The organism is Pseudomonas sp. FG6 (assembly GCF_057809015.1).
Genome location: NZ_JBMDJD010000011.1, coordinates 107,558 through 120,619 on the forward strand (window position 1 = coordinate 107,558; position 13,062 = coordinate 120,619).

Below are 13,062 nucleotides of genomic sequence, written 5' to 3' on the forward strand. Positions count from 1 at the left end.
TACTGACTATAGACCGTAGGGCGGATCAACTGACAGATCAGCTCTGACAGCGCGGACACCAGACACTGGCGCGCTGGCCCAGGCGGATCTCCCGCAGCCCCGCGCCACAGACCTTGCACAGCTCCCCACCTCGGCCATACACGAACAGCTCCTGCTGGAAATAACCAGGCTGGCCGTCCCCGCCGATGAAATCCCGCAACGTGGTGCCACCGCGCTCGATGGCATGGGCGAGGATGCGCTTGATCTCGATCGCCAGCTTCAAGTAACGCGCCCGGGAAATACCTCCGGCTTCCCGACGCGGGTCGATGCCGGCGGCAAACAGCGCTTCGGTCGCATAGATATTGCCCACGCCCACCACGACCGCGTTGTCCATGATGAACGGCTTGACCGCCATGGAGCGTCCGCGGGAAAGCTGGAACAAGCGTTCACCGTCAAACAGGTCGGTCAACGGCTCCGGCCCGAGGCGAATCAGCAGTTCGTGATTGAGCGGGTCCAGGCTCCAGAGCATCGCCCCGAAACGCCTGGGGTCGGTGTAGCGCAAGGCCAGGCCGGACTCCAGCTCGATGTCGACATGCTCGTGCTTGGCGGCAGGCATGCCAACCTCCACCAACCGCAAGTTGCCGGACATGCCCAGGTGACTGATCAGGGTGCCGACCTCGGCGTTGATCAACAGGTACTTGGCGCGCCGCTCCACCTGCACGATGCGCTGGCCCGAAAGCCGCACGTCGAGGTCTTCGGGGATCGGCCAGCGCAAACGCCGGTCCCGCACGATCACACGGCTGACCCGCTGCCCTTCGAGGTGCGGGGCGATTCCGCGGCGGGTGGTTTCGACTTCCGGCAGTTCTGGCATAGGGCTCTCAAATCAGGCAAGGCGCGGCGCTGGCGTCCAGCGCTTAGCGAGTGGCGAGGTCGCGGATTTCCTGTTTCTGGGTCTGGAAATCGTATTCCGACAAACCGATGTAATCGAGCACCAGCGGCCCGACACATTCCCACTCGTGGTCTACGGCCTGGTTACCCAGCACCCGGTACGAGGCGCAGATATGCTCGGACATCTTCAGGACCGCCAGCAGGTTCTTCAGCGGGCTGTTGTTGCGCGAAGACTCGTCGCTGAAAATCGCCAGGGCGTTGTGGTGATTGGCAATGGCCTGGCTGACGTGGTCCGGCAGGCGCCAGGCCTTGGAGGTGTAGTAGCCGACCACCGCATGGTTGGTGTTGAACACCCGGTTTTCGGTGTCCACGATCCGGCATTCGGCGCTGGCATTGGCATAGGCCTCTTCCAGCACGTCCATGTACGTGGGGAACTGCTTGAGCATCAGCGGTACGCCACAATCGTGGAACAACCCCAATGCGTAGGCCTCGTCGCCATTGTCCAGGCCGACGCGCTTGGCCAGGGTCAGGGAGGTCATCGCCACGTCCTGGGCGGTGTCCCAGAAGCGATTGAGGGTGACGATGGCGTCGTCGTGCAACTCGCCCTTGATCGACTGCGCGTTGATCAGGTTGATGATCGACCGGCTGCCCAGCAGGTTCACCGCCCGCTGGATCGAGGTGATCTTGTTGCGCAGGCCGTAATACGGCGAGTTGACGATCTTGAGCAGCGCACCCGACAGGCCCGGGTCCTGGGAGATCAACTTGGCGATGGTCTCCAGGTCCGGGTCGGGCATGTACTGCTCCATCTGCAGGTCCACCATGATCTGCGGCTGGGGCGGCACACTGATGCCTTGCAGGGACTGTTGGATCTGTTCGGCGGAAAGCTCTTGGGACATGGGTACACACTCCGGGATCAGGCGGCGATTCTAACCCTTAACGATGGATCCGATACACCGTCCGGCCACCGATCGTCCTTGCGGCCCGACAAGCACCACAACACGGTATACTCCCGCTCTTTTTTTCCGGAGCGACGTCATGTCCCTGCCCAGCCTGCGCCTCAAAGCCAACGCCGACCGTCGCCTGCGCGCCGGCCACTTGTGGGTCTACAGTAACGAAATCGACGTGGCCGCCACCCCGCTGCACGGTTTCAAGGCTGGGGACCAGGCCGTCCTCGAAGCCGCCGGCGGCAAGCCGCTGGGCATCGTCGCGATGAGCCCCAACAACCTGATCTGCGCCCGCCTGCTGTCCCGCGACGCGAAGCTGCCGCTGGACAAGTCCCTGCTGGTGCATCGCCTCAACGTGGCGCTGTCCCTGCGCGAACGGCTGTTCGACAAACCGTTCTATCGCCTGGTCTACGGCGATTCCGACCTGCTGCCAGGCCTGGTGGTCGACCGTTTCGGCGACATCCTGGTGGTGCAGATCGCCTCTGCCACCATGGAAGCCCACAAGGACGACGTGATCGCCGCCCTGACCCAGGTGCTCAAGCCCAGCGGCATCCTGTTCAAGAACGACTCCGCTGCCCGTGACGCCGAAGGCCTCGAGCGCTACGTCGACACGGTATTCGGCGTGGTGCCGGAGTGGGTCGCGCTGGAAGAGAACGGCGTGAAGTTCGAAGCGCCGGTCATCCAAGGCCAGAAAACCGGCTGGTTCTATGACCACCGCATGAACCGCGCCCGCCTGGCCCCCTACGCCAAAGGCAAGCGCGTCCTCGACCTGTACAGCTACATCGGCGGTTGGGGCGTGCAAGCGGCGGCTTTCGGCGCCAGTGAAGTGTTCTGCGTCGATGCCTCGGGCTTCGCCCTCGACGGCGTCGAGCGCAATGCCGCCCTGAACGGTTTCGCCGACAAGATGACCTGCATCGAAGGCGACGTCTTCGAAGCCCTGAAGGAGCTCAAGGCCAGCGAAGAACGCTTCGACGTGATCGTCGCCGACCCACCCGCGTTCATCAAGCGCAAGAAAGACATGAAGAACGGTGAAGGCGCCTACCGCCGCCTGAACGAGCAAGCCATGCGCCTGCTGACCAAGGACGGCATCCTGGTCAGCGCATCGTGCTCGATGCACCTGCCCGAAGACGACCTGCAAAACATCCTGCTGACCAGCGCCCGCCACCTGGACCGCAACATCCAGTTGCTCGAACGCGGCAGCCAGGGCCCGGACCATCCGGTGCACCCGGCCATCGCCGAGACTCGCTACATCAAGAGCATCACCTGCCGGCTGTTGCCCAACAGCTGAGGCCGAGCGGGGCTGGAGCCATCGCTCATGCCCCGCACACCCGGCACCGGAATCGCAGCCTTGGCTGCGATTTTTTTTGCCCGTCCGACAGGGCTCGCACGCAAAGGTTGATGAACAGCAACAGCCTGTAGGAGACGCCCCACGTTATTTCCAGAGCCGTCCTACTCAATCTCCCCGTGCCCGACGGGCATTCCCCATTAGGATTGAACACGCCCCTTCGGACACCCCTGGAACCCGGCAATGACTGATCCGCAGAACCGTGTGGCGACCCCTAAACCTGCCACCGTCGGCTTATTGCTGGCGCTGACATTGCTCAGCGTCTTCCCCATCGACGTCGTGCTGCCCTCGTTTCCTGCGCTTTCCGAGCATTTCGAAAGTTCATCGGCGGACATCGCCCTGTCGGTCAGCCTGTTCGCAGTGGGCATTGCCCTTTCGCAACTGCTGGTCGGCCCACTCTCTGACGTCATGGGGCGAAAGAACCTGCTGCTGATCGGGATCACGGTGTCCGCCATCGGAGCAACAGGTTGCGTGCTCGCCGACGGCTACTGGTCCTTTCTGTTTTTTCGGATCGTCCAGGCCCTGGGATGCGGTTGTTTCGTCCTGGCGCAAGCATTGATCCAAGACCTGTTCACCGGCCGGGAACAGCAGCGGCTGCGGATCTTCCTGGTCACCTGCGGGGGCATTTTCATTTCGGTTTCGCCCCTGGCCGGCACCGGGCTGCAAAGCTGGATGGGCTGGCGCGGCAGTTTCCTGGTGTTCATCGCCCTGGCCATCGCCGTATGGGTAAGCGCCGCCCTGTTGCTGGAACGCGCGGTGGCGCGCCAACCCAGGCGCCTGGATTACCTCGCCGCCTATGGAAAGGTCTGCAGCGACTTCAGTTTCATGGCCTATTGGCTGACCTCCGCGCTCGCGTTTTCCTGCCACTTTTCGTTCATTGTCATTTCGCCACTGATCCTGATCGACCAGTTGCACCTCTCGCCCGAGGCGTTTTCGCTGGCCTTGCTGGGCTATGGGCTGGCCTACATTGGCGGCGGCGCGGTGGCGTCGGTGCTGAACCATCGGATCGACTCGCAGACCCAGATCGTCATCGGCCTTGGCCTGATTCTCGCGGCGGGTATCCTGATGCTGGGGCTCGCCAGCCACCTTGGCCTGTCGGTCACCACCTTGCTGCTGCCCATGATCGTGTGCACCACCGGGACCACCATCGCCCGCGCCGCCGCCCACACCCGGGCCATGAACCTGTTCCCCGATCAGGCCGGGACGTCAGCCTCGGCCGGCAGCGTGCTGATCTTCATTGTCGGCGGGTTGACCAGCGCCGCCCTCAGCCTCACCCCGCTGGCCCTGCAAACCACCCTGGCCCTGAGCCTGATCTCATTGAGCCTGCTGGGGCTGGCCCTCAATGCCCAGGTCCGACGTCGCCACAGGGCGTTGCTGGCGGGCTGAAAACTGCCAGTCGTCATCCCGCGCGCGACATTGGCGGCCGATCCGCGCTTTGCGTCATTTCATCCTGGCGCCAGCGGTGTAGAATCGCGACATTCATCGCCATTCATCCCCGGCGGGTTTATGAGCTCATGCTGAGGCGCGCAGCGATCCTGCACGGTCATCGGCCACTTCCGGACACACGGCCAAACACGGGTGTTCCAGACGTCAACAGAAGCTCACTTCCCATTGATACCTGATAAGTACCTGATTTGCCGCCCGGAGTGCTCCATGCCTGATTACCGCTCGAAAACATCCACCCATGGTCGCAACATGGCCGGCGCCCGTGCCTTGTGGCGCGCGACGGGGATGAAGGATGACGACTTCAAGAAGCCGATCATCGCCATTGCCAACTCCTTCACCCAGTTCGTACCGGGCCACGTCCACCTCAAGGACCTGGGCCAGCTGGTTGCCCGGGAAATCGAACGCGCCGGTGGCGTTGCGAAAGAATTCAACACCATCGCCGTGGACGACGGCATCGCCATGGGCCACGACGGCATGCTCTATTCGCTGCCGAGCCGCGAGATCATCGCCGACTCCGTCGAATACATGGTCAATGCCCACTGCGCCGACGCCATCGTGTGCATCTCCAACTGCGACAAGATCACCCCGGGCATGCTCATGGCCGCCCTGCGCCTGAACATCCCGGTGATCTTCGTCTCCGGCGGCCCGATGGAAGCCGGCAAGACCAAGCTCGCCAGCCACGGCCTCGACCTGGTCGACGCCATGGTGATCGCCGCCGACTCCAGCGCCTCTGACGAGAAGGTTGCCGAGTACGAGCGCAGCGCCTGCCCGACCTGCGGTTCGTGCTCCGGCATGTTCACCGCCAACTCGATGAACTGCCTGACCGAAGCCCTGGGCCTGGCCCTGCCGGGCAACGGTTCGACCCTCGCCACCCACAGCGACCGCGAACAGCTGTTCCTGCAGGCTGGCCGCACCATCGTCGAGCTGTGCAAGCGCTACTACGGTGAGAACGACTCGTCGGTGTTGCCGCGCAACATCGCCAACTTCAAGGCGTTCGAAAACGCCATGACCCTGGACATCGCCATGGGCGGTTCCACCAACACCATCCTGCATTTGCTGGCGGCCGCCCAGGAAGCCGAGATCGATTTCGACCTGCGGGACATCGATCGTCTGTCGCGCAACGTGCCGCAACTGTGCAAGGTCGCGCCGAACATCCAGAAGTACCACATGGAAGACGTGCACCGTGCCGGCGGGATCTTCAGCATCCTCGGCTCCCTGGCCCGTGGCGGCCTGCTGCACACCGACCTGCCGACCGTGCACAGCAGGACCATGGCCGAGGCCATCGCCAAGTGGGACATCACCCAGACCACCGACGAAGCCGTGCATCATTTCTTCAAGGCTGGCCCGGCGGGCATCCCGACGCAGACCGCGTTCAGCCAGTCGACCCGTTGGCCGACCCTGGACGACGACCGTGAAAACGGCTGCATCCGCAGCGTCGAGCACGCGTACTCCAAGGAAGGCGGCCTGGCCGTGCTCTACGGCAACATCGCCCTGGACGGCTGCGTGGTGAAAACCGCTGGCGTCGACGAGTCGATCCATGTGTTCGAAGGCAACGCGAAGATCTTCGAAAGCCAGGACAGCGCCGTGCGCGGCATCCTCGCCGACGAAGTGAAGGCCGGCGACATCGTGATCATTCGCTACGAAGGCCCGAAAGGCGGCCCGGGCATGCAGGAAATGCTCTACCCCACTTCCTACCTGAAATCCAAGGGCCTGGGCAAAGACTGCGCCCTGCTGACCGATGGTCGCTTCTCCGGTGGCACCTCGGGCCTGTCCATCGGCCACGCTTCGCCTGAAGCCGCCGCGGGTGGCGCCATTGGCCTGGTGCGTGACGGCGACAAGGTGCTGATCGACATTCCGAACCGCTCGATCAACCTGCTGGTCAGCGACGAAGAACTGGCCGGCCGCCGCCTCGAACAGGACAACAAGGGCTGGAAACCGGTGGAAGTGCGTCCGCGCAAAGTCACCACGGCCCTCAAGGCCTACGCCCTGCTCGCCACCAGCGCCGACAAGGGCGCGGTGCGCAACAAGGCGATGCTCGAAGGGCTGTAAGCCTGCGGCGCCGCAATAAAAATGCCCCGCTTTTGCGGGGCATTTTTTTTGCTCTCATTTGCCTTGCAGCCATGGCGTCTCTTGTGGCGAGGGAGCTTGCTCCCGCTGGCCTGCGCAGCAGGCCCCCAGCATTGCTTCAGGTAAACCGCATTGCCTGGTTTGCGACTGCTACGCAGTCGAGCGGGAGCAAGCTCCCTCGCCACGGGTTCATCGTGCTCCCAGGGATCGAGGGCTTACTGGATATCTTCCGGCTTGACGATCACCCAGTTCTTGTCCGCCGTCACCGGCAACCCTTCCTTGGCCTGGGCTGCGGCGTGCTTGGCCATCATGCCGTTGATTTGGGTCATGTACTTGTCCTTGCGGTTGACCCACAGGTGGATGCCGCCCTTGGCCACGTCCACATCGTGGAACAGCATGTAGCCGTCACTGCTCGGCGTGTCGCCGCCCACCAGTACCGGTTTTTTCCATTCGTCGATGTAGGTCAGGATCGCTGCGTGCTTGCCGGCCATCCAGGTGGCCGGGGTCCACAGGTAAGGCGTGTACACCAGGTCGAGGTTGGCTTTCTCGTCATATTTGCCGGCGGTGATCTGCTTGCGTGCGGTGGTCAGCTCGCCGCTCTTGGGATCCTTGAGCAGCGTGGTCACGCCAATCACGTTCTGCGGCTTGAGGTTGTAGCCATACTTGGGATCGGAAGCGACCATGCGCACCAGCTCTTCCGACGCCGCGGTCATGACATAGACCTCGATGCCGTTTTCCATCAGCTTGTTGTACAGCTCGGCCTGGCCGGTGAAGACCTTGGGCGGGTTGACGTTGTACTGGACCACCTTGTCGCCGTCGTAATAGGTGGTCGGCACCGGTTTGCCGGACGCCATCAGCTCATCGACGTTGGCCTTGAGTTCCTTGAGGGTGAAGCCGGAAAACACTTGGGCAACCCATGGATAACAGACCATGTCGTCCACTTCGCACAGGCGGTAGTAATAACTGAACAGGCTTTCCTTGTGATCGGCGGTGTCCTTGAAGGGCATCAGCTTCAGGGAGGGGTCCAGGGATTCGCGGGTGATGAGGCCCTTGTTCTCCATGTACGGCAGCAACGACTCCTCAAGGTCGTAGCGGTAACTGGTGTTGTCCATGTCGAACACCGCGAAGTTACCCTTGTTGGCATTGGCCGCGATCATCGCTTCCAGCGCCTTGGCCTGCTCGGCTGGCCAATGCTTGAGTTCGGTGGCGAGGGCTTGGCCGGCGAGGCCAAGGCTCAGGGCAACAGCGAGAAAACGAGGTACGAACTTCATCGGCATTTCTCCCAGGTTCAAAGAACCCGACGCTAACAAATGCGTGTGACAGTCCTCGCCTGCCCACGACCGCTTGCGTCCTGATCACGCCAGTGACATACCCATAAACGCCACGCCCTTATTCCATAAACGACAATCTACATGCTCTTTTAGTATTAATTCATTGATTATCAGGCTGTTAGGCTTCCCGGCTTACAGTCGCAGCTTTGGGCGACTGGCACGTCTTATCGGAGTCTTGCTTGATGAATCTGCCCCTGATCCTCAACCTGCTGGTGTTCCTGGCCTTGCTGTTCGGCTTGGCGCAAACCCGTCATCGCCCCTGGAGCCTGGCCAAGAAGGTGCTGCTCGCCCTGGTGCTCGGCGTGGTGTTCGGTATCGTCCTGCACACGATTTACGGCGCCGGCCACCCGGTGCTCAAGGCCTCTATCGGCTGGTTCGACCTGGTGGGCAACGGCTACGTGCAGTTGCTGCAAATGATCGTGATCCCGCTGGTCTTCGCCTCGATCCTCAGCGCCGTGGCTCGGCTGCATAACGCCTCGTCCCTGGGCAAGATCAGTTTCCTGACCATCGGCACGCTGCTGTTCACCACCGCCATCGCCGCATTGATCGGCATCGGCCTGACCAACCTGTTCGGCCTCACCGCCGAAGGCCTGGTGGCCGGCACCCAGGAGCTGGCGCGCCAGCAAGTGATTCAGAGCGACTACGCCGGCAAGGTCGCCGACCTGAATATCCCGCAACTGCTGCTGTCGTTCATTCCGCAAAACCCCTTTGCCGACCTGGCCCGGGCCAAGCCGACCTCGATCATCAGCGTGGTGATTTTCGCCGCGTTCCTCGGTGTGGCGGCGTTGCAGTTGCTCAAGGACGACGCCGAGAAAGGCCAGAAAGTGATCAACGCCATCGACACCCTGCAAAGCTGGGTGACGCGCCTGGTGCGCCTGGTGATGAAGTTGACCCCCTACGGCGTGCTGGCGCTGATGACCAAGGTGGTGGCCGGTTCCAACCTGCAAGACATCATCAAGCTCGGCAGTTTCGTGGTGGTGTCGTACCTGGGGCTGGGCCTGATGTTCGTGGTCCATGGCGTGCTGGTTTCAGCGGCCGGGATCAACCCGCTGCGGTTCTTCCGCAAGATCTGGCCAGTGCTGACCTTCGCCTTCACCAGCCGCTCCAGCGCCGCGACCATCCCGTTGAGCATCGAAGCCCAGACCAGCCGCCTGGGCATCCCGCGCGCCATCGCCAGCTTCAGCGCCTCGTTCGGCGCCACCATTGGCCAGAACGGTTGCGCCGGCCTTTATCCGGCCATGCTGGCAGTGATGGTTGCGCCGACGGTGGGCATCAATCCGTTGGATCCGGTGTGGATCGCGACGTTGGTGGCGATCGTCACCTTGAGTTCGGCCGGGGTGGCCGGGGTCGGTGGCGGCGCGACGTTTGCCGCGCTGATCGTGCTGCCGGCCATGGGCCTGCCGGTCTCGCTGGTGGCGTTGCTGATTTCCGTCGAACCGCTGATCGACATGGGCCGCACGGCACTGAACGTCAGCGGCTCGATCACCGCCGGGGCGATCACCAGCCAGGTGATGCAGCAGACCGACAAGGCCTTGCTCGATGCCGAGGAGCATGGGGAGTTGGTGCAGGCGTGATCAGCGGATATCTCTTGATTAGCTGATTCCTGTGGGAGCAAAGCTTGCTCGCGATTCAAGCGACGCGGTATTTCAGTCCAAGCGCGTTACCGTTCTTCGCGAGCAAGCTTTGCTCCCACAGGGCCTACAGCTTTTCCCACACCTCGAAGCTATAGGCCGGCTTGTCACCCTCAGCCGGATTCGGCTGGTTCGAAACCAGCGTCCATTGGCTGGAATCGAACTCCGGAAACCACGCGTCCCCTTCCGGGCTGAGCGCCACGCGGGTCAGGTACAGCCGATCGGCCTGTGCCAACCCTTGGGCGTACAGCTGGGCGCCGCCGATCAGCATCAGCTCATCGACCCCCTGCTCCAGTGCCCACGCCTCGGCCCGTGCCACCGCCGACTCCAGCGAGGCAAAGACCTCAGCGCCATCGAGCACCAGGCCAGGCTGGCGACTGACCACGATGTTCAAGCGCCCCGGCAACGGCCGACCGAGGGAATCCCAGGTCTTGCGACCCATGATGATCGGCTTGCCCAAGGTGGTGGCCTTGAAGTATTTGAAATCCCCCGGCAAGTGCCAGGGCATGCTGTTGTCGACGCCGATCACGCGGTTTTCACCGAGGGCTGCAATCAGGCTTAAGGGGAGGGTCTTGTTCATGGCCGCGAGGATACCAGAGGCCCGGCGTACCCCGACAGGCGTCACAGCGGTTATGCTCAACCTTCATTCGAGCAACGGAAGCCCTCGTGACTCATTTGCAGAACCTCTGGCTGGCCGAGACGATCCGCCTGCGTGAAGAGCACGCCGGCCCGCTCGAGGACCAGCAAGCCAATCGCCTGGCCCGCGCGGCAGGCGGCGATCTGACCCGCCGAATCCAGCACCGCGCCCGCTGGCTGGCCGACCGCGATGGCCTCACCCAGGCCTTGCATCACTGGCTGCAAGGGGCGCGCCTGGCATTGTTGGCCCTGGCGCTGCTCGCGCTGGTCAGCGGCGCCGGCCTGGGGTTTGCCGCCCTCGGCAACGGACAGGCACCCGTCAATGTGTTCTGGGCCCTGGGCAGCCTCCTGGGCCTGAACGTGATCCTGCTTGTCGGCTGGGTCCTGGGCCTGCTGTTTGCCGGAGAGCAAGGCGCCGCGCTGGGACGCCTGTGGCTGTGGCTCAGCGAAAAACTGGCCCGCGACGCCAAGGCCGTCCAACTGGCGCCCGCCCTGCTGCTGTTGCTGCAACGGCACAGGCTCAATCGTTGGGCGCTCGGGGTGCTGGTCAACGGTTTGTGGCTGCTGGCGATGCTCAGCGCACTGGTGATCGTGCTGATGCTGATGGCCACCCGGCGCTATGGCTTCGTCTGGGAGACCACCCTTCTCGGCGCCGATACCTTCGTCGCCATGACCCAGGCCCTCGGGGCGCTTCCGGCGCTGCTGGGCTTCAACGTGCCGACGGTGGAAATGATCCGCGCCAGCGGCGATGCCGCGCTGAACAGCGAAAGCGCCCGCCAGGCCTGGGCCGCCTGGCTGGTCGGCGTGTTGCTGGTCTATGGCGTGTTGCCACGCCTGGCCCTGGCGCTGGTGTGCCTGTGGCGCTGGCAACGAGGCCGCGCCGCGCTGCGCCTGGACTTGAACCTGCCAGGCTACGCCCAGTTGCGCGAACGGTTGATGCCCAGCAGCGAACGCCTGGGCGTCAACGATGCCGCCCCTGCGCAATTGCCTCCCATCGAAAGTGCCGTCAACGCACTGGAAAGCAACGGCGCGCTGCTGGTGGCGATCGAACTGGACGATCGGCCCTGGCCCCCCAAGCTGCCCCAGACCGTGAAAAACGCCGGCATCCTCGACAGCCGCGAGTCGCGTCACAAGCTCCTCGAACAATTGTCGCGCTTCCCGCCCGCCCGGTTGGCAATTGCCTGCGACCCACGACGCTCACCGGACCGTGGCAGCCTGGCGCTGATCGCCGAGCTGGCCCACAGCGCCAGCGCCACCCGCATCTGGCTGTTGCAGGCGCCCCCCGGCGAAGCGCTGGACGCCGACCGCCTGGGCGACTGGCACAGCGCCCTGCAACAACTGCAATTGCCCTTTGCCGACTGCGCGCCCTTGAACTGGCTGGAGACCGGCCATGACTGACCCGATGAAGCCGCTGAAACTGGCCGTGGTCGGCCACACCAACGTCGGCAAGACATCCCTGCTGCGCACCCTCACCCGGGACGTCGGCTTTGGTGAGGTGTCCCATCGTCCGAGCACCACCCGGCACGTCGAGGGTGCGCGGCTGTCGGTGGAGGGCGATGCGTTGCTGGAGCTGTACGACACGCCCGGCCTGGAAGACGCCATCGCCCTGCTTGACTACCTCGAACGCCTGGAGCGCCCCGGCGAGCGCCTGGACGGCCCGGCGCGCCTGGCGCGGTTTCTCGAAGGCAGCGAGGCGCGGCAACGCTTCGAACAGGAAGCCAAGGTGCTGCGACAACTGCTGACCAGCGACGCCGGGCTGTATGTGATCGATGCCCGTGAGCCGGTGCTGGCCAAGTACCGCGATGAACTGGAAGTCCTCGCCAGTTGTGGCAAGCCGCTGTTGCCGGTGCTGAATTTCGTCAGCGGCACCCACCACCGCGAACCCGACTGGCGCGACGCCCTCGCCCGACTGGGGCTGCACGCCCTGGTACGCTTCGACAGTGTCGCGCCACCCGAAGACGGCGAACGGCGTTTGTATGAAAGCCTCGCGTTGCTGCTGGAACATGCCCGTGGGCCCCTGGAACGGTTGATCGCCGACCAGCAGGTCCAACGCCTGGCGCGCCAGCAGGGCGCGACGCGCCTGATCGCCGAACTGCTGATCGACTGCGCCGCCTGCCGACGCAGCGTCGCCAGCGATTCCGAGCTGGAACGCCAAGCCATCGATGAACTGCGCAGCGCCGTGCGCCAGCGCGAACAACGCTGCGTCGACGCCCTGCTCAAGCTCTACGCTTTCCGTCCCGCAGACGCTGCGGCCAGCGATTTGCCGCTGCTCGACGGCCGTTGGGGCGATGATCTGTTCAATCCCGAGACCCTCAAGCAATTGGGGGTGCGCGTTGCCGGCGGTATCGCGGCGGGCGCGGCGGCGGGCGCCGGCGTGGACCTGCTGGTGGGCGGCCTGACCCTCGGCGCCGCCGCCCTGGCCGGAGCCGTGGCCGGCGGCGCCCTGCAAACCGCTCGCAACTACGGCAACCGGCTGCTAGGCAAGCTCAAGGGCCAGCGGGAGCTGACGGTGGACGACAACGTACTGCGCCTGCTGGCGCTGCGCCAACGGCAACTGCTGCAAGCCCTCGACCAACGCGGCCACGCGGCGCTGGAGAGCATCCGCATCGACGCGCCCCAGGACAAGACCTGGCGCGAGGGCAAGCTGCCCGAAGCCCTGGGCAAGGCCCGCGCGCATCCGCAGTGGTCGTCGCTCAATCCCCAGGCAAGGTTGAGCCAGGCGGAGCGGCAGGAGCAGATCGAGCAGTTGGCTGGGCGGCTCTAGACAAAGCAACGGTGGCAAAGCACACACCAAA

Annotated in this window: 10 protein-coding genes; 6 read left to right on the top strand and 4 right to left on the bottom strand. The window is 64.0% G+C overall.

Features of this window, described 5'->3' with window-relative positions:
- Positions 1-37: 37 nt before the first annotated feature.
- Positions 38-850: a bifunctional DNA-formamidopyrimidine glycosylase/DNA-(apurinic or apyrimidinic site) lyase gene (gene mutM / locus ACODSJ_RS09740; RefSeq protein ID WP_489101523.1), complete on the bottom strand. Its 813-nt coding sequence runs from the start codon at positions 848-850 to the stop codon at positions 38-40.
- 43 nt (positions 851-893) lie between these two features.
- Positions 894-1,709, bottom strand: coding sequence for an HDOD domain-containing protein (locus ACODSJ_RS09745; RefSeq protein WP_489101557.1), 816 nt, complete (start codon positions 1,707-1,709; stop codon positions 894-896).
- A gap of 193 nt (positions 1,710-1,902) precedes the next feature.
- On the opposite strand from ACODSJ_RS09745, the gene ACODSJ_RS09750 reads away from it, so the two are divergent.
- The 3 genes from ACODSJ_RS09750 (at position 1,903) to ilvD (ending at position 6,651) form a co-directional block, all read left to right on the top strand.
- Entirely contained in the window at positions 1,903-3,099 is a 1,197-nt protein-coding gene (locus tag ACODSJ_RS09750) for a class I SAM-dependent rRNA methyltransferase (protein WP_489101524.1), read from the top strand.
- Positions 3,100-3,339: 240 nt separating this feature from the next.
- Complete coding sequence (locus tag ACODSJ_RS09755) at positions 3,340-4,542, top strand: MFS transporter (protein ID WP_489101525.1); 1,203 nt, start codon at positions 3,340-3,342, stop codon at positions 4,540-4,542.
- Between the two features lie 267 nt (positions 4,543-4,809).
- The gene (ilvD, locus tag ACODSJ_RS09760) at positions 4,810-6,651 is read left to right on the top strand and encodes a dihydroxy-acid dehydratase (RefSeq protein WP_489101526.1); all 1,842 of its coding nucleotides are present in this window, start codon (positions 4,810-4,812) and stop codon (positions 6,649-6,651) included.
- A 233-nt stretch (positions 6,652-6,884) separates the two neighbouring features.
- On the opposite strand, the gene ACODSJ_RS09765 is transcribed toward ilvD, so the two are convergent.
- On the bottom strand, positions 6,885-7,940 hold the full coding sequence (locus ACODSJ_RS09765; protein WP_489101527.1) for a haloacid dehalogenase-like hydrolase: 1,056 nt from the start codon (positions 7,938-7,940) through the stop codon (positions 6,885-6,887).
- Between the two features lie 242 nt (positions 7,941-8,182).
- Here ACODSJ_RS09765 and ACODSJ_RS09770 point away from each other — a divergent pair, with 242 nt between their 5' ends.
- The gene (locus tag ACODSJ_RS09770) at positions 8,183-9,574 is read left to right on the top strand and encodes an L-cystine transporter (protein WP_489101528.1); all 1,392 of its coding nucleotides are present in this window, start codon (positions 8,183-8,185) and stop codon (positions 9,572-9,574) included.
- A 124-nt stretch (positions 9,575-9,698) separates the two neighbouring features.
- On the opposite strand, the gene ACODSJ_RS09775 is transcribed toward ACODSJ_RS09770, so the two are convergent.
- Positions 9,699-10,211: a dihydrofolate reductase gene (locus ACODSJ_RS09775; RefSeq protein WP_489101529.1), complete on the bottom strand. Its 513-nt coding sequence runs from the start codon at positions 10,209-10,211 to the stop codon at positions 9,699-9,701.
- Positions 10,212-10,297: 86 nt separating this feature from the next.
- Between ACODSJ_RS09775 and ACODSJ_RS09780 the strand changes: the two genes are divergently transcribed.
- Both ACODSJ_RS09780 and ACODSJ_RS09785 read left to right on the top strand, forming a co-directional pair.
- Entirely contained in the window at positions 10,298-11,665 is a 1,368-nt protein-coding gene (locus ACODSJ_RS09780; protein WP_489101530.1) for a DUF2868 domain-containing protein, read from the top strand.
- Entirely contained in the window at positions 11,658-13,031 is a 1,374-nt protein-coding gene (locus tag ACODSJ_RS09785; protein WP_489101531.1) for a GTPase/DUF3482 domain-containing protein, read from the top strand. Before ACODSJ_RS09780 ends, ACODSJ_RS09785 begins: the two co-directional genes overlap by 8 nt.
- Positions 13,032-13,062: the final 31 nt, after the last annotated feature.

Coding starts and splice junctions, on each gene's coding strand:
- mutM (WP_489101523.1), bottom strand. CDS start 850: ATGCCAGAACTGCCGGAAGTCGAAACCACCCGCCGCGGAATCGCCCCG.
- ACODSJ_RS09765 (WP_489101527.1), bottom strand. CDS start 7,940: ATGAAGTTCGTACCTCGTTTTCTCGCTGTTGCCCTGAGCCTTGGCCTC.
- ACODSJ_RS09750 (WP_489101524.1), top strand. CDS start 1,903: ATGTCCCTGCCCAGCCTGCGCCTCAAAGCCAACGCCGACCGTCGCCTG.
- ACODSJ_RS09785 (WP_489101531.1), top strand. CDS start 11,658: ATGACTGACCCGATGAAGCCGCTGAAACTGGCCGTGGTCGGCCACACC.
- ACODSJ_RS09770 (WP_489101528.1), top strand. CDS start 8,183: ATGAATCTGCCCCTGATCCTCAACCTGCTGGTGTTCCTGGCCTTGCTG.
- ilvD (WP_489101526.1), top strand. CDS start 4,810: ATGCCTGATTACCGCTCGAAAACATCCACCCATGGTCGCAACATGGCC.
- ACODSJ_RS09775 (WP_489101529.1), bottom strand. CDS start 10,211: ATGAACAAGACCCTCCCCTTAAGCCTGATTGCAGCCCTCGGTGAAAAC.
- ACODSJ_RS09755 (WP_489101525.1), top strand. CDS start 3,340: ATGACTGATCCGCAGAACCGTGTGGCGACCCCTAAACCTGCCACCGTC.